The 19,421-nt window shown below is 70.5% G+C and carries 19 protein-coding genes; 9 read left to right on the top strand and 10 right to left on the bottom strand.

Annotated features, from left to right (window positions below):
* Positions 1 to 63: 63 nt before the first annotated feature.
* Entirely contained in the window at positions 64 to 960 is an 897-nt protein-coding gene (locus tag N0B51_RS01960) for a UTP--glucose-1-phosphate uridylyltransferase (RefSeq protein ID WP_259960502.1), read from the top strand.
* A gap of 4 nt (positions 961 to 964) precedes the next feature.
* On the opposite strand, the gene N0B51_RS01965 is transcribed toward N0B51_RS01960, so the two are convergent.
* From N0B51_RS01965 to N0B51_RS01990, 6 genes are all read right to left on the bottom strand, one after another.
* On the bottom strand, positions 965 to 2,314 hold the full coding sequence (locus N0B51_RS01965; protein ID WP_259960503.1) for an FAD-binding oxidoreductase: 1,350 nt from the start codon (positions 2,312 to 2,314) through the stop codon (positions 965 to 967).
* 58 nt (positions 2,315 to 2,372) lie between these two features.
* Positions 2,373 to 3,944, bottom strand: a complete 1,572-nt coding sequence (locus tag N0B51_RS01970) for an acyl-CoA synthetase (protein ID WP_259960504.1) — start codon at positions 3,942 to 3,944, stop codon at positions 2,373 to 2,375.
* A gap of 179 nt (positions 3,945 to 4,123) precedes the next feature.
* Entirely contained in the window at positions 4,124 to 4,738 is a 615-nt protein-coding gene (locus tag N0B51_RS01975) for a M23 family metallopeptidase (protein ID WP_259960796.1), read from the bottom strand.
* A 216-nt stretch (positions 4,739 to 4,954) separates the two neighbouring features.
* Positions 4,955 to 5,758 (bottom strand): ferritin-like domain-containing protein, encoded by an 804-nt coding sequence (locus tag N0B51_RS01980; protein WP_259960505.1) that lies wholly within the window; start codon positions 5,756 to 5,758, stop codon positions 4,955 to 4,957.
* Positions 5,755 to 6,225, bottom strand: a complete 471-nt coding sequence (locus N0B51_RS01985) for a peroxiredoxin (protein ID WP_259960506.1) — start codon at positions 6,223 to 6,225, stop codon at positions 5,755 to 5,757. The genes N0B51_RS01980 and N0B51_RS01985 overlap by 4 nt, the downstream gene beginning before the upstream one ends.
* Positions 6,222 to 8,936, bottom strand: a complete 2,715-nt coding sequence (locus N0B51_RS01990) for a bifunctional [glutamine synthetase] adenylyltransferase/[glutamine synthetase]-adenylyl-L-tyrosine phosphorylase (protein ID WP_259960797.1) — start codon at positions 8,934 to 8,936, stop codon at positions 6,222 to 6,224. The genes N0B51_RS01985 and N0B51_RS01990 overlap by 4 nt, the downstream gene beginning before the upstream one ends.
* A gap of 85 nt (positions 8,937 to 9,021) precedes the next feature.
* Between N0B51_RS01990 and N0B51_RS01995 the strand changes: the two genes are divergently transcribed.
* Together N0B51_RS01995 and N0B51_RS02000 are read left to right on the top strand one after the other, a co-directional pair.
* Positions 9,022 to 10,011: an agmatine deiminase family protein gene (locus N0B51_RS01995; protein ID WP_259960507.1), complete on the top strand. Its 990-nt coding sequence runs from the start codon at positions 9,022 to 9,024 to the stop codon at positions 10,009 to 10,011.
* Positions 10,012 to 10,046: 35 nt separating this feature from the next.
* A complete protein-coding gene (locus N0B51_RS02000) occupies positions 10,047 to 10,169 on the top strand; it encodes a hypothetical protein (RefSeq protein ID WP_259960508.1) in 123 nt (40 codons plus the stop codon).
* Here the strand turns inward: N0B51_RS02000 and N0B51_RS02005 are convergent.
* The 4 genes from N0B51_RS02005 to N0B51_RS02020 form a co-directional block, all read right to left on the bottom strand.
* Positions 10,166 to 10,906: a sulfite exporter TauE/SafE family protein gene (locus N0B51_RS02005; RefSeq protein WP_259960509.1), complete on the bottom strand. Its 741-nt coding sequence runs from the start codon at positions 10,904 to 10,906 to the stop codon at positions 10,166 to 10,168. The two genes, N0B51_RS02000 and N0B51_RS02005, sit on opposite strands and share 4 nt — an antisense overlap.
* Complete coding sequence (locus N0B51_RS02010) at positions 10,903 to 11,700, bottom strand: class I SAM-dependent methyltransferase (protein WP_259960510.1); 798 nt, start codon at positions 11,698 to 11,700, stop codon at positions 10,903 to 10,905. The genes N0B51_RS02005 and N0B51_RS02010 overlap by 4 nt, the downstream gene beginning before the upstream one ends.
* A gap of 18 nt (positions 11,701 to 11,718) precedes the next feature.
* Positions 11,719 to 13,731, bottom strand: a complete 2,013-nt coding sequence (gene thrS / locus N0B51_RS02015) for a threonine--tRNA ligase (protein WP_259960511.1) — start codon at positions 13,729 to 13,731, stop codon at positions 11,719 to 11,721.
* A 243-nt stretch (positions 13,732 to 13,974) separates the two neighbouring features.
* Entirely contained in the window at positions 13,975 to 15,621 is a 1,647-nt protein-coding gene (locus tag N0B51_RS02020) for an alkaline phosphatase D family protein (protein ID WP_259960512.1), read from the bottom strand.
* 149 nt (positions 15,622 to 15,770) lie between these two features.
* On the opposite strand from N0B51_RS02020, the gene N0B51_RS02025 reads away from it, so the two are divergent.
* From N0B51_RS02025 to N0B51_RS02050, 6 genes are read left to right on the top strand one after another with little or no spacing between them, the layout of a single operon-like run.
* Positions 15,771 to 15,956 (top strand): hypothetical protein, encoded by a 186-nt coding sequence (locus tag N0B51_RS02025; protein WP_259960513.1) that lies wholly within the window; start codon positions 15,771 to 15,773, stop codon positions 15,954 to 15,956.
* Positions 15,957 to 15,958: 2 nt separating this feature from the next.
* Entirely contained in the window at positions 15,959 to 16,567 is a 609-nt protein-coding gene (locus N0B51_RS02030) for a hypothetical protein (protein WP_259960798.1), read from the top strand.
* Positions 16,564 to 16,773, top strand: coding sequence for a helix-turn-helix transcriptional regulator (locus tag N0B51_RS02035; protein WP_259960514.1), 210 nt, complete (start codon positions 16,564 to 16,566; stop codon positions 16,771 to 16,773). Before N0B51_RS02030 ends, N0B51_RS02035 begins: the two co-directional genes overlap by 4 nt.
* Positions 16,774 to 16,817: 44 nt before the next feature.
* On the top strand, positions 16,818 to 17,570 hold the full coding sequence (locus tag N0B51_RS02040) for an alpha/beta fold hydrolase (protein ID WP_259960515.1): 753 nt from the start codon (positions 16,818 to 16,820) through the stop codon (positions 17,568 to 17,570).
* Positions 17,558 to 18,388: a tetratricopeptide repeat protein gene (locus N0B51_RS02045; protein ID WP_259960516.1), complete on the top strand. Its 831-nt coding sequence runs from the start codon at positions 17,558 to 17,560 to the stop codon at positions 18,386 to 18,388. The genes N0B51_RS02040 and N0B51_RS02045 overlap by 13 nt, the downstream gene beginning before the upstream one ends.
* Positions 18,385 to 19,368 (top strand): LLM class flavin-dependent oxidoreductase, encoded by a 984-nt coding sequence (locus tag N0B51_RS02050; protein ID WP_259960517.1) that lies wholly within the window; start codon positions 18,385 to 18,387, stop codon positions 19,366 to 19,368. Before N0B51_RS02045 ends, N0B51_RS02050 begins: the two co-directional genes overlap by 4 nt.
* Positions 19,369 to 19,421 lie beyond the last annotated feature (53 nt).

Below are 19,421 nucleotides of genomic sequence, written 5' to 3' on the forward strand. Positions count from 1 at the left end.
CCCTAGCGGGAATCCCGCCGCTCGCAAGGTTGCGCGGGCGTATCGCGGTGCTATCCGCCTTGCATGAGCAGCCGCAAACCGATCCGCAAGGCCGTGTTTCCCGTCGCCGGGCTCGGCACCCGCTTCCTTCCCGCGACCAAGGCCATCCCCAAGGAACTGTTGCCGATCGTCGACCGCCCGCTGATCCAGTACGCGGTCGACGAGGCGCGCGAGGCGGGGATCGAGCAGATGATCTTCGTCACCGGGCGCGGCAAGACCGCGATCGTCGAACATTTCGACATCGCCTACGAGCTCGAGACGACGATGGAGGAGCGCGGCAAGTCGCTCGCCATCCTCGAGCCGACGCGTTTCACCCCCGGCGACATCATCACCGTGCGCCAGCAGGTTCCGCTCGGCCTCGGCCACGCGATCTGGTGCGCCCGCGCGATCGTGGGCGACGAGCCGTTCGCGATCCTCCTGCCCGACGAGCTGATGGTGGCGCAGGCGGGCGGCGGAACCGGCTGCATGAAGCAGATGGTCGACGCCTACGAGGACGTCGGCGGCAACCTGATCAGCGTGCTCGAGGTGCCGCGCGACGCGGTCAGCAGCTACGGCGTGATCGACCCCGGCGCGCAGATTTCGGACACGCTGACCGAAGTCGCCGGGCTGGTCGAGAAGCCCCCGGTCGACGAGGCGCCGTCGAACAAGATCGTCTCGGGTCGCTACATCCTCCAACCCGAGGTCATGCGCACGCTCGAAAGCCAGGGCAAGGGCGCAGGGGGCGAAATCCAGCTCACCGACGCGATGGCGAAGATGATCGGAACCCAGCCATTCCACGCGGTGACCTTTGCGGGACGCCGCTTCGACTGCGGGAGCAAGGTCGGCTTCGTCGAGGCGACGCTGGCGCTTGCGCTCGAACGCGAGGACATGGGCGAAGACGTGCGGGCAATGGCCCGAAGGCTGCTCGCGCAGGGCGGTTGACGGGTCAGCCCGTCGCGAGCACGCCCGGGAACAGCCCGCCCGGATCGTAGCGCGCCTTGATCGACTGCAGCCGGTCGAAATTGGGGCCGAAGCCCTTCCGCACCCGGTCGCCTTCGTCGCGGTCGAGGTAGTTGAGATAGACCGTTCCGTCCGAAAACGGCTGCAATCGCTCGAAGCAGGCGCGCGCTGCCGCCATCGCTTCGGCGTCGAGCGCGGGATCGGCCCATCCGGCGCTGATCCCGACGTTGTAGCGTGCCGACCGGTTGGAAAATGCGGTGTCGGTCACGCCCACCCGGCTCACCGCGCCGCCGAGCGTCTCCATGAAGACCATCGAATATTCGCCGGGGATGGTCCGGACCCCGTCGACCATCACGTCGACCAGCTCGTCCGACAGGTCGTCGACGAAGATCGACTTCCAGTAGAACCGCCCGCCATGCGGCGAGGCGCCGGCGAACGCCTTCTGGAACTCGACGTACGGCTGCGGGGCGATGAAACCCGTTATCAGGTCGTCGAGATCGAGCAGCGGCTGGAGATCCGCGTTCGCTTCGTCCTCGTCGCCGAGGTGCAGCGCAACCACCGCGGTGCACGGCTTGCCGTGCCATTCGGCAGGAAAGGCATCGGTCGGCGGCGCCTTCATGAAGGCAGGGACGAGGCTGACGTCGTCGGAGGCGTCGTTCATGTATTCGCGCACGAACCGCATTACCTCGCGCGCCCGGTCGAGCGGGTAGAAGGCCCAAGCCGTGACGATCTGCGGGCCGACCGGATGAACCTGGAAGTCGAACCGGGTGACCACGCCGAACTGGCCCCCGCCGCCGCGCAGAGCCCAGAACAGGTCGGGATGCGCGCTTTCGCTCGCCTCGACCACGCTGCCGTCGGCCAGCACGACCTGCGCGCCGACGAGGTTGTCGATGGTCAGGCCAAGCTTGCGCGCAAGGAATCCGATCCCGCCGCCCAGCGTCAGCCCGCCCACGCCGGTCTCGGGTTCGACCCCCGCGGTAACCGCAAGCCCGTGGGCCTGGGTCGCGGCGTCGAGTTCGCCCAGCAACGCGCCGCCACCGACGCGTGCGATTCGCGCGTCGGGATCCACCGCGATGTCCTTGAGCCCGGCGAGGTCGATGACCACCCCGCCGTCGATCAGCGACGCGCCGGAGACCGAGTGCCCGCCGCACCGCGCGACCGCCTGGCGCCCTGCCCGGGCAGCGTATGTCACCGCCTCCACGACGTCGTCGACGCTCGAACAGCGCGCGATCAGCGCCGGGCGGCGGTCGATCATCGCGTTCCAGCCGCGTCGCGCACGGTCGAAATCCTCGTGCGACGGGTCGATGCCGATCGCGGTCGGACGGCCGTTGGTCATGTGAACCTCCCTTGCGGGTCGAGGCTAACAGGCACCTGCCGCAACGCCAAATCGGGGGTCAGGCGGTCGAGGAAGCTTCCGGCGCCTCGGCCTCGGCCTTCGCCGCGTACTCGTCGCGCAACTCGCGCTTGTAGAGCTTGCCGTTGGCCTCGCGCGGCAGTTCGGGCCGGAAGTCGAATCGGCGCGGCATCTTGATGCGGGCAAGCTGCGGAGCGAGATAGTCGCGCAGTTCCTGTTCCAGCGCCTCGCCGCCGTCGCCCTCGACCTCTGCCATGTCGGCGGGCTGGACCACCGCCACGACCTGTTCGCCAAGGTCGCCGTGCGGCGCGCCGATCACCGCGGCGTCCATCACCTTTTCGTGGCTGACGAGCAGGTTCTCGATCTCCTGCGGGTAGATGTTGACCCCGCCCGAGATGATCATGTGGCTCTTGCGGTCGGTCAGGAACAGGTAGCCGTCCGCGTCGACATGGCCGATGTCGCCGATCGTCATCCAGCCGCTGGGATGCATCGCCTCGGCGGTCTTGGCGGGATCGTTGTGATAGGTCGGCAGGACCGCGTTCTCGAAATAGATCAGCCCGTCCTTGCCCGCCGGCAGTTCCTCCCCATCGGGTCCGCACACGTGCAGCGTGCCGAAGATCGCCTTGCCGACGGTGCCTGGCCGTTCGAGCCATTCGGCCGACTTGACGAGCGTCATGCCGATCCCTTCGGACCCGGCGTAGTATTCGATCACGATCGGGCCCCACCATTCGATCATCGCGCGCTTGATCGGCACAGGGCACGGCGCGGCGGCATGGATCGCGCGCGCGTGGGTCGACAGGTCGTAGCGGCTGCGCACCGCGTCATCGAGCTTGAGCATCCGCACGAAATGGGTCGGCACCCACTGGCTGTCGGTAACACCGTACCGTTCGATCGCGGCCAGCGCCGCCTCGGGCTCGAACTTCTCCATCAGGACCACGGTCCCGCCGAGCCGGTGGACCGCCGAGGACCAGCCAATGGGCGCGGCGTGATAGAGCGGCGCGGGCGATAGGTAGACCATCGACCCGTCGGCGGGCATCCCCGCGCCCATCACCGCAAGGCCCATCAGCGCGACCGGTGCGGTGGGCGAGGGGTCCTCGGGGGGGCGCGGCCGCACGCCCTTCGGCCGCCCGGTCGTGCCGGAGCTGTAGAGCATCGTCAGCCCCGCGCTCTGGTCGGCGATGGGCTCGGCGGGCTGCGCGGACAGCGCCGCGGCGAAATCCGCCTCGCCGCCTTCATCCATCACCAGCACGTCGAGGTCCGGGCAGCGGTCGCGAATGGTGCCGAGCACGTCGGTGTATCGGGTCGAGGTGACCAGCAGCTTCGCCTCGCCGTCCGACAGGATATAGGCTATTTCCGGCGCGGTCAGGCGGGTCGAGACGGGAATCAGGATCGTGCCCGCGCGCTGCGAGCCCCAGATGACGGTGTAGAACTCGGGCCGGTTCTCGAGCAGCACGGCGAACGCGTCCCCGGCGCCGAGGCCGCGGCTGCGCAGAAGGTGGGCAAAGCGATTCGCTGCGCGATCCATTTCGCCGAACGTCATCGTCTCGCCGCTTCCGGCCATGATCACCGCCGGATGGTCTGGGCGGGTGCGCGCGTGTTCGATCGGATGCATCGGCGAATGTCTCTCCCCGGCGGCGTGCGTGCGCCTGTCCTCGTTTCGGAACGAAACCTATCGCCTGCCCGCAGCCGGGCAAGAGAAAAGGGCGGCGGGCCGTTCGGCCCGCCGCCCTTGTCCGGCACCCTCCCAAGTGTCCGGTACCTGCCCTTGTCGACAGACGAATGATTGCGCGATTACTTGGCGGCGATATCGAAACCCGCGGCCGCCGGGCCGGTTTCGGCCATGTACGGGATCGGATTGACCGCTTCGCCGGCGACCCGCACTTCGTAGTGCAGGTGCGGGCCGGTCGAACGACCGGTCGAACCGACGTAGCCGATCACGTCGCCCTTCTTGACGCGTTCGCCCGCGGCGACCGCGAGGCGCGACATGTGCGCATAACGGGTCTCGAGGTTGCCGCCGTGCTCGATCGAAACGAAGAGGCCATAGCTCGAGAAGCGATCGGCGCGCTCGACCACGCCGTCAGCGGTTGCATAGACCGGGGTGCCGGTCGGCGCGGCAAGGTCGATGCCCTTGTGCGCCCGCATTCCGCCCAGCACCGGGTGCGTGCGCATCCCGTAGCTGCTGGTCGTGGCAGCGGCCGCAAGCGGCGCGCGCGACGGGATCGAAACGCCGGTGGTCGGCGCGACCGGGTTCGGCGAGCGGCCGTTGTCGAGCGACTGCCAGCTGGCGAAGAGCTGCTTGAACTGTTCGTCGCCCGCGGTCACGCCCGAAGCGCGGGCGTCGCGCACCGGGACGGCGATGTCGGCCGAAGCGGCGCTGGAATTTGCAAGAGCGGGCGTGGCGCCCATCGAGAAGAACGCACCGGCAACCGCGAGGGCTGCGAGGATGCGACGCTGGATGAGGTTTGCGACCAAGTTTCCCGTCCTTAATTTTCTTACGACGCCCCCCGGCACCGCAGCGAACCCACGTGCGCAACGACCGTAAAACCGGCCTTCGCGACAATTTCCTGAGACTGATCGGAACCCCCCGCCGTCTCGTGGATTGTGGGTTAACCGGCGAAAGATTTATGACGCAAGTGCGCGCGACGCGCTGAGCGACAAACCGGCTGCAAGACGCGCCGAGTCGTTGAATGGGGGCTTAAGGCCACCGCGAAAATACGTGCGCACCAGCGAAATCCATAGGTTTTCGGGATCGGCGCCGCGCATTTCGGCGCAAGCGGCAAGGTGTTTGACGCCGAAAGCGACGTGGCGAATTTCGTCGTCAAGGATTCGTTCGAGGATTCGCGCTCCGGCCGCGTCACCGTTTGCGCGCACGCGGGCGAGTGTCGCCGGGGTCACGTCGAGCCCGCGGGCCTCGAGGACCATCGGCACCACCGCGAGCCGCGCGGCGACGTCGTGCGCGGTATCGGCGGCGGCCTGCCACAGCCCGTCGTGCGCCGGCAGAGCACCGTAACCGCTGCCCATCGCGGCAAGGTGCCGGTCGAGCAGCGCGAAGTGCATCGCCTCGTCCGCCGCCACGGCGAGGAAGTCGCTCACGAACGCCTCCCCCATCGCGGCGCCGAATCGGCCCGCCATGTCGAGGGCGAGGTCGATCGCCACGAACTCGATGTGCGCCAGCGCGTGCCACAGCGCGATGCGCCCTCGCTGCGAACCGGCCTTGCCGCGTTTGGGCATCCGGTTGGGCGGCAGCAGCTCGGGCGCCGCGGGGCGCGCGGGCCGGTCAGGCATCGGCGCATCGAACCGCCAGGCGAGCCGGCCAAGGCGCCAATCGCGCGCCACCTTGCGCGCCGCCATGACCTTGGCCTGCGGCTCCGCGGTCAGCAGCGCGCCGCGAATCGCTGCGCCGATGGTGGCGTCGTGCGTGCTCACAGCGCCTTCGCGGCTTCCAGCACCTCCTCGGCGTGGCCTTTGACCTTCACCTTGGGCCACACGCGCGCGATGCGGCCATCGGCGTCGAGCAGGTACGTCGTGCGGACCATCCCGAGGAAGGTCTTCCCGTAGAGCTTCTTCTCGGTCCAGATCCCCAGCGCATCCGACAGCCCGCCTTCGGCCGGGTCGGTCGCGAGCGGGACGGTCAGGCCCTGTTTCTCGATGAAATTGCGATGCTTCTGCGGGCTGTCCTTGCTGACCCCGAGCAGCGCCACCCCGGCGCGCGCGAATGCGTCCGCGAGCGCGGAAAAGTCCTTCGCCTCGGTGGTGCAGCCGGGCGTGTTGTCCTTCGGGTAGAACCAGATCACCGCCGGCTTCCCTGCGAGGTCCGACGGGCGGATCGTGCCCCCGTCGGGAGTCTCGAGGGTGATGTCGGGCATCGGGTCGCCGATGGTCGGTGTGGTCATGCGGTATCTCCCATGTCGAGGTTGGCCAAGGGCTCGCCGAGCGAATCGGCCCAGGCCTGGGCGACCTCCTGCCGCGCGGCGGCGAACGCGCGCAAGAGCGCAGGGAGGTCGGCAAAGCGGCACGTCTCGGCGAGCGCCGCGGCGGCGGCGGGCGGCGGCACCGCGAGGTCCGGCGCCAGCAGTCGCCCCGCGACCAGCAGACGCGCCATGAGCGCCAGCGCCTCGCGCAGCTGCGGTCCGAGAAAACCGCCTTCGACCAGCGCATCGACCGCGCGCCCGAGGTCGGGATCGAAGCCCCTTCGCTCGCGCAGTTGAAGGTAGTGGACGAGAAACTCGAGATCGACGAGCCCGCCGCGCAGCAGCTTGGCGTCGAGTGGCCCCTGCGGCGGCTTGTGCGCGGCCATTTCGGCCCGCATCCGCAGCACGTCCGCGCGCACCGTGGCGGGATCGCGCGGCCGGTCGAGCACGTCGTCGATGATCGCGCGCAGCGCCGCGCGGGCGGCCTCCGAGCCGGTCAGCGGTCGCGCGCGAGCGAGCGCCATGTGCTCCCACGTCCACGCCTCTTCCCGCTGGTAGCGCGCGAAACTGTCGAAGCTGACCGCGAGCGGGCCTTGCGCGCCCTGCGGCCGCAGCCGGGTATCGACTTCGTAGAGTGCGCCCTCCGCCGTGGGCACGCTGAGCGCGGCCGTCACCCGCTGGGCGAGCCGGTTGAAGTAATGCGTGACGCCCAGCGGCCGGGCGCCGTTCGATTCGCCTTCGAAGTTGCCGCTGAACAGGAACACGACGTCGAGGTCCGAGGCATGGGTCAACGTGCCGCCGCCGAAGCGCCCAAGCCCGAGGACCACCAGCTCGCTTCCCGGCACCCGGCCATGCGTCCGTTCGAATTCGGCGACCGCGGCGTCCTGGGCGACCGCCAGCGCGGCTTCCGCCGTGCGCGAGAGCGCGGCGCCGATCGCCAGCGGATCGTGTATCGCGGCGATCGTCTGCAGCCCGAGCGCGAAGCGCAGTTCGCCGGTCACGCGGCGAATCCGGTCGAGCCGGCGCTCGTAGCCGCCGCCGTCCTCCGCGGCGACCATCCGCGCTGCGATCTCTGTCACCGGCCCCGGCAGGTCGAGCGCCTGCTGCCCGATCAGCGTGTCGAGCAGCTCCGGTCGCCGCCCGAGTTCGTCGGCGAGCGTCGGAGCGAGGACGAGGATGCGCGCCAGCTGGTCGAGCAGCGCGGGTCGCTGGAGCAGGAGGTTGAACAGGTTGAGCGCACTGGGCACCGAAGCCAGCACCCGCTCCATCCGGTTGACCGCCTGGTCCGGCTCGGGCGCGGCCGCGAAGCGTTCGAGCAGCACGGGCAACAGCGCCTCGAGCGCGGCGCGCGCCGGCTCGGAACGCAGTGCGCGGATGCGGCCATCACTCCACCCCGCGATCCGCTCCGACAGCCGCGCGGGATCGGCGAAGCCCAGTTCGCCCAGCCGCCGCTCGAGCGCCTCGCCGCTCGCCGCGACGGTCGTCGCCGCGCCGTCGTCCTCGGCGATAAGGGCATCATAGGCGGCGGCGACCCGCGAAGTGATCGCTTCGAGTTCCGCGACCAGCGCGGCCCCGTCCGGCAGCCCGTCGAGCCGCGCCACCGCGTCGAGACGGTCGCCGTCGGGCAATGAATGCGTCTGCTGGTCGCCGACCATCTGCAGCCGGTGCTCGATCGTGCGCAGCCGGTCGTAGGCTTCGCCCAGATCGCGCGAATCGTCGGGCGGAACGATGCCCGCCGCGGCGAGCGCATCGAGCGCGGCGCGGGTCCCGCGCAGGCGGAGCGACGGGTCGCGCCCGCCGTGGATCAGCTGGTGCGTCTGCGCGAAGAACTCGATCTCGCGGATGCCCCCGCGCCCCAGCTTGACGTTGAAGCCGGGACCCGGGACCCGCGGTCCGGCGTGGCTCGCGCGGATGCGCGCAGACAGCCGGCGGATGTCGCCGATCGCCCCGAAATCGAGGCTGCGGCGCCAGACGAACGGCCGGATCGCGGCGAGGAACGCCTCGCCCGCGGCCACGTCACCGGCCGCCGCGCGGGCCTTGATGAAGGCCGCGCGCTCCCACGCCAGCGCCGAGCTTTCGTAGTGGGTCAGCGCGGCGTCGACGGGGATCGCCGGGGGGCTGACCTCGCTCGCCGGGCGCAGCCGCAGGTCGACGCGGAACACATACCCTTCGCTCGTCACCTCGCTCAGCAGGCGGACCGCCTCGCGGACGTATCGCTGGGCGACCTCGCCCGGCTCGTCGCGTTCGCGCCGGGGTAGCAGCGCGGGATCGTAGAGCAGGATCGGGTCGATGTCCGAACTGTAGTTGAGCTCGTGCGCGCCGTGCTTGCCGAGCGCGAGCGCGAGCATCCCCGCCGGCTCGGCATCCGCCACCCGCGCGCGCATCACCGAGGCGAGTGCGGCGTCGAGCGCGCGGTCGGCGAAGTCCGAAAGCTCGCCCATGACGCGGGTCAGGGGAAAGGCCCCCGCGAGATCGCCCACCGCGAGCGCGGTGGCAAGCGCGAGCCGTTCGCGGCGCAGCGCCACCCCGGCGCCGTCGGCGCCCTCGCCAGCCGCTTTCGCCCAGGCCAGCGCGCCCTCGCCGTCGCCGTCTGCGAGCAGGTCGGCCAGCGGCTTCTGCCGATCCAGCGCGCGGGCGAGAAACGGTGCGTTCCCGCGCGCCCGAGCGATCGCTGCTGGCCAGTCGGCATCCATGGGTGCGAGCACTGCCCGCGCGGGCCCGCCGGCGCAAGCGGCGCGGGCCTTGCCGCCCGTCGCCGCCTTTGCCAAAGCGCGCGGCATGACCGAAACGGCCACCCCCATGCCGCCCGAATGGGCACCCCAGGACTGGCTGTGGATCGGCTTTCCGCACGATGCCGACGAGTGGCCGGACGTGCTCGCCCGTGCGCAGGAGCAGATCGCGGCGTTCGCCAACGCCGTGGCCGAGAGCGGGCAGGAGGTGCGCCTCCTGGTGCGCGATGCCGCGAACGAGGTGCGGGCGCGGTCGCTGGTGTCGGGCGCGGTCAGGCTCGATCGGCGGACCTACGGCGACGTCTGGCTGCGCGACACCGGTCCCCTCGTGCGCGCCGACGGCACCGCGCTGCGATGCGGATTCAACGGCTGGGGCGGCAAGTACCTGATGGACGGCGACCAGACCGTGGGCGCCGAGCTCGCGCGGGACGCGGGCCTGCCGGTGATCGAGGGAGACTGGATCCTCGAAGGCGGCGCGATCGACGGCGACGGCACCGGTCTCGTCGCGACCACCGAGCAGTGCCTGCTCAACCCGAACCGCAATCCCGCGCTCTCGCGCGCCGACATCGAAGACCGCCTGCGTGCCGACCTCGGGTTCGACCGCGTGCTCTGGCTGGGCGACGGCCTCGTCAACGACCACACCGACGGGCACGTCGACAACCTAGCCCGGTTCGTCGGCCCCAACCGGCTGGCCCTGCCGCGCGCGACCGGTCCCGGCGATCCGAATGCCGCGATCTACGCCGACGCCAAAGCGCGCGCCGAAGCCTTCGGGGTCGAGGTGGCGGACATCCCCTCGCCCGGGCTCGTGACTCGCGGCGATTTCGTCGAGCCGGCGAGCTACGCGAACTTCGCGATCACCACCGACCTCGTCGTCGTGCCGACGTTCGGATCGATCCACGATGCCGACGGCGTGGCCGCGGTCGCGGCACTGTTTCCCGACCGCGCGACGATCGGCCTGCCGGCCGACGCGGTGCTCGCGGGCGGCGGGGGGTTCCACTGCGCGAGCCAGCAGATGCCGAGGCTGTCCCCGCGGCCTTAACCCCGAATTAGGGATTGGCGCGCACCCTCCGGTCCATGGCCAGAGCCATCGCCTATATCAGCACCGCCGAGTCGCCCGCGATCGAGGTGGTCCGCTTCCTTATCGCGACCGCCTGTCCGCTCGCGCTGATCTTCGCCGGACGCGCGCTGCCGCTCTAGAGAGCCAGCTTGGCGAGCGCGGCCAGCGCCGTCGCGCCCAGCACCACCGCCACGAAGATCCGCCAGGTGCGGTCCGCCACGTGACCGAACTTGCGCGCGCCCAGCCCGTTGCCCGCGAGAACGGCGGGAAGCAGCAGCAACGAGAGGACGAGGTAGTTCGGCTCGAGCACCCCGAGTGCCGCTCCCGAGACGAGACCGATCGTCGATGCGCCGATGAACACCAGCAGCATCGAGGCCTTGGCCACTGCGCGCGGGATATCCCGGCCGACGTAGAAGGGCACGACCGGCGGCCCCGGCATCCCGGCGAACCCCGTCAGCAATCCCGAGACCAGCCCCGTCGCGCCGGTATGAAGGTGGCCCGGCATGGCACCCGGTCGCCGCGGCAGGAGCACTGCGACGAAGGCGGACACCGCGACCAGTGCGATCAGCAGCCGGGCAAACCCAGGCGGCGTGAGCGAGAGCAGCCAGAGTCCCGGTGCGGTGCCAATCGCCACCCCGGCAATGATCCGCCAGGCCGACCGCTCGGCGTCGCGCAGGGTCACGCGGATGTCGCTCAGCCCGACGAGCACGGAGACACCGTTGGTCACCAGCACCGCTTCGACGGGCGTCATGGCGAGCGCCAGGACCGGCACGAGCAGGATCGCCATGCCGAATCCGGCGAGCCCGCGGACATAGGCTGCGGCGAACGCGGCGGCGAAGGCCGCCAGCGCCTGCTCGATCCCGAATCCCGCGATCACGGTGTGGGATCGGGCTCGGCTTCCGGCGAGGCCCTGAGGACGAACACGAGTTCCTGCCCGAACCGGTCGAACCGCGCCGCCAGGAACCGCGCGAGCAAACGCACGGGCCACTGCGCGACGCCGCCCCCGCGCAGGTCCACTGGCCGGCTGTTGCGGACCAAGAAGCTGTCGACCGCGAATCCGAGATGGCCGAAGAACTCGAACAGTTCGCCCGCCGCGTACTCGCGCACGTGGCCCATGTGGCCGGTATTCTCGAGCTTGCTCCATTCGGCGACAAGCGACGGGCCGCTGCGTCCCTGGACCAGCGCCTTGAGGAAGCTGGGCGCGTAGTAGAAGTTCGGGGTCGTCAGGTAGAGCAGCGCGTCCTTGCGCATCCGGTCGCGGACGAAGCCCAGGGTCGAGGGCAGATCGATCGGCAGGTGCTCGAAGATTTCCGCCATGCAGATCACGTCGTACCGCGCGAGATCGAGCGCCGCGCGCGATTGCGGGTCCTCGATGTCGACCTGAAGTACCTTCACGCCGAGGTCGGCCACCTCGCGCGGGTTGCGGCCCGGGTCGAGATCGATCGTATCCACCGCAAGGCCCGCCTCCCGCGCGGCGAACTCGAACAGGTAGGGGCGGCCGCCGACGTTGAGGATGCGCCCGCCCGGCCGCAGGCGGGCGAGGCGTTCGACATCGTCGCAGCACCGGTCGCGGTGGTTCGCCAGGTACCAGGCGTTCGACCCGCCCGACAACCGCTCGAGCCGGTCGATCGCCGGGTCGAAGCGGGTGGTCGGGTGGACCGTGACAGGCAAGCCGGCCGCCCCTTTCGCTCAGCGCAGGTCCGGCGGAGTGGCCTCGGCCTTCAGCATCGCGATCGCTTCGGCCAGCGGCATGGCCTTCTGGTGCTGCTCGCCCAGCGTGCGGACCGCGACGGTGCCTTCCTCGGCCTCGCGCTTGCCGACCACCAGCAGGTGGGGAACCTTGGCCAGGCTGTGCTCGCGTACCTTGTAGTTGATCTTCTCGTTCCTGAGATCGCTCTCGACCCGGATGCCCGCCGCCTCGAGCTTCCTTGCCACGTCGCGCGCGTAGTCGTCGGCGTCGGACACGATCGTCGCGACCACCGCCTGGGTCGGCGCGAGCCAGACCGGCAGGCGACCCGCGAAATGCTCGATAAGGATGCCGATGAACCGTTCGTAGCTGCCGAAGATCGCGCGGTGGAGCATGACCGGGCGGTGCCGCTCGCCGTCCTCGCCGACGTAGCTCGCATCGAGCCGCTCGGGCAGCACGCGGTCGCCCTGGATCGTGCCGACCTGCCAGGTGCGGCCGATCGCGTCGGTCAGGTGCCATTCGAGCTTGGGGGCGTAGAACGCGCCTTCGCCGGGCAGTTCCTCCCACCCGTAGTCGTCGTTGGCCATCCCGGCCTCGGCCACCGCGTCGCGCAGTTCCTGTTCGGCCTTGTCCCAGTCGGCCTCGCTGCCGAACCGCTTCTCGGGGCGCAGGGCGAGCTTGACGTGGTAGCTGAAGCCGAAGTCCGAATAGACCGCGTCCGCCAGCCTGCAGAACGCGCGCACCTCGTCGACCACCTGGGCTTCGGTGCAGAAGATGTGCGCGTCGTCCTGCGTGAACTGGCGCACGCGCATCAGTCCGTGGAGCGCGCCGTGCGGTTCGTTGCGGTGACAGCAGCCCATCTCGCCAAGCCGGATCGGCAGGTCGCGATAGCTGGTGATGCCCTGCTTGAAGACCAGCACGTGCGCCGGGCAGTTCATCGGCTTGATCGCCATCCAGTCGGCGTCGGGCGCGACATGGGGGTTGGCGGGACCGTCGCCGAGCCCGTCAACTTCCGGAACGATATCGGGCACCGCGAACATGTTCTCGGCATACTTGCCCCAGTGACCAGACTGCTCCCACTGGTGCACGTCCATCAGCTGCGGGGTCTTGATCTCCCGGTAGCCCGCGGCGTCCATCCTGCGGCGCATGTAGGCTTCGAGTTCGCGCCAGATCCGGAACCCCTGCGGGTGCCAGAACACGCTGCCGTGCGCCTCTTCCTGCAGGTGGAACAGGTCCATCTCGCGCCCGAGCTTGCGGTGGTCGCGCTTGGCCGCCTCCTCGAGCCGGTGGAGGTGCGCGTCGAGCTGCTTCTTGTTCAGCCAGCCGGTGCCGTAGATGCGCGTCAGCTGCGCGTTCTTCTGGTCGCCGCGCCAGTATGCCCCGGCAACGCGCATGAGCTTGAACGCCTGCGGGTCGAGCTTGCCGGTGGAGGCAAGGTGCGGTCCGCGGCACATGTCGAGCCAGTCGTCACCACTGCGATAGACCGTCAGTTTCTCGCCCTCGGGCAGCTCGGCGGCCCATTCGGCCTTGAACGTCTCGCCCTCGGCCCGCCACTTGTCGATCAGCTGCTGGCGGCTCCACACCTCGCGGGTGAGCGGCTTGTCGGCGCGGATGATCTCGCGCATCCGTTCCTCGATCGCGGGCAGGTCGTCCATGCTGAACGGATCGCGGCTCTCGGGCGCCTTGACGTCGTAGTAGAACCCGTCGTCGGTCGCCGGCCCGAAAGTGATCTGCGTGCCCGGCCAGAGCGACTGGACCGCCTCGGCCAGCACGTGCGCGTAGTCGTGCCGGGCCAGTTCGAGCGCCTCGTCCTCGTCCCGGCTCGTGACCAGCGCGAGGGTTCCGTCGCGCTCGAGCGGGCGGTTGAGGTCGCGCAGTTCCCCGTCGACCCGCGCCGCCAGCGCCGCCTTGGCAAGGCCGGGCCCGATCGCCGCGGCGATGTCCGCCGGTGTGGTGCCGGGTTCGACCTCGCGCACCGAACCGTCGGGGAGGCTGATCTTGAGAAGCTCGCTCATGGGTACCTTCGTCTCGTGTGGCGCGCCCTTGGCACAAAGGGCACCGCGCCGGAAGGCGTCAGTTGGTTCGCAAGGCTTCGGGAGGATGACGCCGTTCCGCCCGAGCCGTGGTCGGCCCGGGGGCGGCGGCGGGTCGTGCTAGCGCGCGCTCCACCGCCCCCGGGTGACCGGGGTGGTAGTAGTCGTCGCAGGGGCACGGCCACATCGCATCGCCGCGCGACATAGCCGGGAAAGATTACCGTCTCAAGTCGTGAACCGGCGGGCGCCGAGGTCCGCGCCCATCCGGTGCGTCCCCGCCAGCGCGGCCGAGCGGCTGCGCACCCCGTTCGTGAAGCGCCATTCGCAGCTCGCGCGCGCCGGAGTCAGTTCGACCGCCATGTAGCCACGCTGCGCGACGTCGGCCCAGGCGAGTTGCGGGTTCTTGGCGACCAGCGCGGTGGCGAGGTCGCGGGGCGCGATGTCCCGGAAATAGGCTTCCGCTCCGGGCGAGGTCACCGAATGGCCGGCGAACTCGACCCCCGCGCCGTCCAGCTCGCACGCCCAGGCATTGTGGCTGTCGCCCGACAGCACGACGAGGTTCGCATCGGCCTCGCGCGCGGCACCCAGCAGCCGGTCGCGCGCGGCGGGATAACCGTCCCACGCGTCCATGTTGAACGGGATGCCGGCATCCGACGCGGCGCTGAGCGCCGCCATGCGGCCCGAGACCTGCTTGGCGACGGCGGGATCGAGCTTGAGGTCGATCGCGGTCGGCAGGCGCAGCGAGCCCATCACGACCTGCTGCGCGAGGACCTGCCATTTGCGGCCCGACCGCACCGAATCGGCCAGCGCCCTTGCCAGCCAATGCTCCTGGCGTTCCCCCATCAGCGTGCGCGAGGGATCGCGCCAGGCGCCGGCGCGGAAAGCCTTGAGTGCCGATTCGATCCGCTCGGGCGGCAGTCCGCGGGTGATCGCACCGAGGTCGAGCGGCCGGTCGCGCGCGGTGATGCGGGTTTCGATGCGCAGCAGCGTGGCGAGGTCGCCGATGTCGTAGCTGTGCCACGGCGCGTCGGACACCGGCAGCCACTCGCTGCGCGCGCGCAGCGCCGCCGCGACGCGGGCCGGCCACGGCCCCTCGGTCTCCGGTTGGTGGTTTTCCGCACCGCCCTTCCACGCGTCGTTCGCGGTTTCGTGGTCGTCGAAGATCGAGACCATCGGGTAGAGCTGGTGCAGCCGCTGCAGGTCGGGATCGCGGCGGTAGCTCGCATAGCGCAGGCGATAGTCGGCGAGGTGGACGGTTTCCGTCAGCGGCTCGGGCAACCGTCCGTCAACCCGCTGCCGCTCGGCCGGATAGGTGTCGTGGTCGTATTCGTAGAAATAGTCGCCGAGATGGACCGCGAGGTCGAACGCGTCGGCGGCGTTCGCGTGGGCGTAGCCGTTGAAATAGCCGAAGCCGAGGTTCGAACAGCTGAACACCGCCATCCGGAAGCGGTCGGTCCGCCCTTCGGGAAGCGTGCGGGTGCGTCCGATCGACGAGGCGGTGCCGTCGGGCGCGACGAAGCGGTAGTAATACCAGCGGCCCGGCTCGAGACCCCCCGCCACTGCCTTGGCGCACCAGTCGTGATCCGGGGACGCCTCGACCTCACCGCCCGCAAGGACGCGGGCGAACGCGATGGTTTCGGCCATTTCGAAGCGAAGGCGGGTCGGCGCCGAGCCGACGAACCGGGTCCACAGGAGGACCGAGCGGGCCTGCGGCTCCCCGCTCGCCACGCCGTGCGTGAAACCGCCGCCGACCTGTGCCGAAAGCGGGGCGGCGACCAAACCCGCGGCAAGAAGGCCGCCCTGTAGCAACCGCCGCCGATCGAGCGACGGGAGCGGGGCGGCGACAGGCGGTTCGGCAGCAGGCGAGTCCATCACCGAAGTGTCCGACGGCCACGGAGCGGCGTCAATGCACCTCGTGCCGATCGCACGGGCGGCACGAGGTGCGGCCTGGTGGAAAGCGAACTTGACACGGGTCGGCTTTTATGACAAACAACCTTTACATGAAGAAAAGGGAGTTTGACATGACACAGATCCACAAGGCGCTCGCACTCGCCGCAGCCATGATCGGCATCGCGCTTCTCGCGGTGATGGGAATCGTGCCCGAATGGGTGGGCCAGTACGGGCCGATCACCCTCCTCGCGCTGTTCCCGGGCGCCTGGATCGGGACCGGCCGCGCCTGCAGCCGGGACCGGACGGGCAAGGCGTGAAGATGCCGGCCGCCGGCACGCTCCGCGCTTCGCCGGCGCTGTGGGCGGGCCTCGCGTTCGCGGCATTCGGCGCGGACGTCGCGCTTGCCCTCACCGGGGCAATCGGCAAACCGCTGGCGCTGCTGCTGCTGATCGTGCCGACGGCGCTGCTCTATCGCGCGATGCGCCTCGCCGGCGGATCGGCCGCGGGCGGCGCGTGCCAGCCCAAGGGCGAAGTGCAGCGCCGCTATGTCCGGCGGGTCATGGCCTTCACCGCCGCCTACCTGCTCGCCTTCGCCCTGCAGGCGCTGGTCGCGGCGCAGAGCCATCCGCCGGTGCCATTGCGGGCCGCGCTCGGATTGCTGCCGGCGCTTGCGATCCTCGGCGTGTTCTGGGCCATTGGCCGGCTCATCGTGGAGGAAACCGACGAATTCATGCGGATGCTGGTCGTACGCCAGGTCCTCGTCGCCACCGCGCTGACCTTGAGCGCCGCGACCGTGTGGGGCTTTCTCGAAGCGGCCGATGCGGTGCCGCACGTCGATGCCTACTGGATCGCGGTGGTCTGGTTCTTCGGCCAGTTCGCGGGCGCTGTCGCCAACCGGGTGACCTACGGCTCGTGGGGTGCGCTTTGAAGAATCGCCTCAGGGTCCTGCGCGCGGAACGGGACTGGAGCCAGCAGGAGCTTGCCGACCGGCTTTCGGTTTCCCGGCAGAGCGTGAACGCGATCGAGACGGGGCGTTACGACCCTTCCCTCCCCCTCGCGTTCCGGATCGCCGACGTGTTCGGACTGGCGATCGAGCAGGTGTTCGAACCCGACCGGGAGCGGCAGACCGGGTAACCCGGCTTGCCATCCGGGCCGGCCCGCGGGCATGGACGGCCGCCATGGACCTCCCATTGTTCCACGAAATGCCCGATGGTCGCCGGATCGCCTACCGTTTCACGGCCGGCCGCGCTCCGCCGCTCGTGTTCCTTCCCGGCTACATGTCCGACATGGCGGGCGGCAAGGCGACCGCGCTGTTCGACTGGGCGAAGCGCGACGGCCGCGCCTGCCTGCTGCTCGACTATTCGGGATGCGGCAAGTCCGACGGCGCATTCGCCGACGGCACGCTGTCGCGCTGGACCGACGAGGTGGTCGCGCTGGTCGACGCGTTGATCGAGGGGCCGGTCGTCCTCGTGGGATCGTCGATGGGCGGCTGGCTCATGCTGCTGGCGGGCCTGCGGCTCGGCGACCGGCTTCACGGCCTGATCGGGATCGCCGCGGCGCCCGATTTCACCCAGTGGGGCCGCAGCGCCGACGACGCGGAGAGGCTGGCAGCGGGCGAGACGGTATTCGATCCCAACCCCTACGGTCCCGAACCGACCCCGATGCACGCGCGCTTCTGGGCCGACGGGCAGGCCAGCCTGCTGCTCGACAAGGCGATCGCGATCGATTGCCCGGTGCGGCTGATCCACGGGATGCGCGACGACGACGTGCCGTGGGATGTCTCCCGGCGCCTTCTCGAAGCCCTGCGTTCGCGCGACGTTCACCTGGCGCTGGTCAAGGACGGCGACCACCGGCTGAGCCGGGAGCAGGACATCGCCCTGCTCTTGCGCACCGCCGGATCGCTATCATCTGGAGTGCCATGCTCGCGCTAGTCCTTCCCATCATGCTCATGCAGGTCGGCATCGCGCCGACGTCCTCGCCGGTGACCGCGGTGCCGCCCGAGTTGCAGGACCGCCCCCCGCGCGACACCGTGCGCAATGCAGCCATGCCGGATCGGCCTGCGAGCCGGGCGGCGATCGACCTGTGCCTCGACACCGCGCGCACCGACCCGGCGAAGGCCCGCTCGTACGCCGAGGAATGGGTGTCGCGCACCGGCGGGCTCCAGCGCGCGGCGGGCCGCCACTGCCTCGGCGTGGCAGCCGGCCACCAGGGCGACTGGGCGGCGGCGGCGGCCGCCTTCCTCGCGGCGCGCGACGAGGCGGGCGACGAAGCGGGTTTTAAGGCGCGCATGGGCGCACTCGCGGGCAGCGCGCTGCTCGCCGGGGGCAGGCCTGCCGAGGCGCTCGCCGCGCTCGACGCGGCGCGGAGCGCGGCGGCTGGCGATGCCGACCTGTCGGGCGCGATCGCGCTGGACCGGGCCTCGGCGCTCGTCGCGCTGGGCCGCCCGGACGCGGCGGTCGCGGCGCTGGACGAAGCGCGGCGGCTGATCCCCGCCGATGCGCACGCCTGGCTGCTGTCGGCCACGCTGGCAAGGCGGCTGGGCGACCTCGCGACGGCCCAGCAGCAGATCGAGCGCGCCGCCGCGATCGACCCGCGCGACCCGGCCATCGGGCTCGAGGCGGGGGTGATCGCCGCGCTAGGCGGCCGCGACGATGCCGCGCGGCAGTCGTTCGCATCGGTCGTCGCCGCGGCGCCCGACAGCCCGCAGGCCGCCGCAGCGAGAACCTACCTCGCGCAGATCGGCGGATGATCCCTTTTTCGGTCCTCGACCTCGTGCCGGTGCGCGAAGGCGGCACGCTGGGCGAAGCCTACGCCGCCACCGCGCGGCTCGCGCAGGTCGCCGAGCGGCAGGGCTACCGACGGTTCTGGATCGCCGAGCATCACACGATGGAAGGGATCGGCGGCGCCGCGGCGTCTGTCGTGATCGGCCACGTCGGCCATGCCACCAGCACCATCCGCATCGGCTCGGGCGGGATCATGCTGCCCAACCACAACCCGTTCGTGATCGCCGAGCAGTTCGGGACGCTCGACGCGCTGTTCCCGGGCCGGATCGACCTCGGCCTCGGCCGCGCGCCGGGCGCCGGCCCCGAACTCAGCCGCGCGCTGCGCAAGAACCTGCACCAGGCCTCCGAGTTCTTCCCGCAGGACGTGGTCGAGCTGCGGGCGCTGCTGGACGGCGATCCGCAGCTTGGCGTGCAGGCGACTCCCGGCCGCGGCGCACGGGTCGAGATGTGGATGCTGGGGTCGAGCCTGTTCGGCGCCGACCTCGCGGCCCGGCTCGGGATGCCCTATGCCTTCGCCTCGCACTTCGCGCCCGATCACCTCGATGCCGCGCTGGCGCTGTACCGCCAGCGGTTTCAGCCGTCCGAGTGGCTCGAGAAACCCCGTGCCATGGCGGCGATGACCGTATTCGCCGCCGAGACCGACGCCGAGGCGGAGCTGATCGCCTCGAGCCAGCAGCAGAGCTTCGTCGCGCTGCGCACGGGCCGGCCCGGAAAGCTGAAGCCCCCGGTGGCGAACTACCGCGAGACCCTGCCGCTGCAGGCCCAGTCGCTGCTCGCGCACATCGGCCAAGCGAGCGCGATCGGTTCGCCGGCCCGCGTGCGCGAAGCGATCGGCCGTTTCGTCGAGCGGACGGGCGCTGACGAGATCATCGTGTCCGGGGCGACGTTCGACCCGGCCGCGCGCGAGCGGTCGCTCGAACTGACGGTCGAGGCGCTGGCTGGATAAACCGCGCAATTCGTGCGTAGTGAGAAAGCGGCGGGCCGTCACGCGGGCTTGCG

Origin of the sequence: Tsuneonella litorea (assembly GCF_025154015.1) — a bacterium.
GTDB classification, from domain to species: domain Bacteria; phylum Pseudomonadota; class Alphaproteobacteria; order Sphingomonadales; family Sphingomonadaceae; genus Tsuneonella; species Tsuneonella litorea.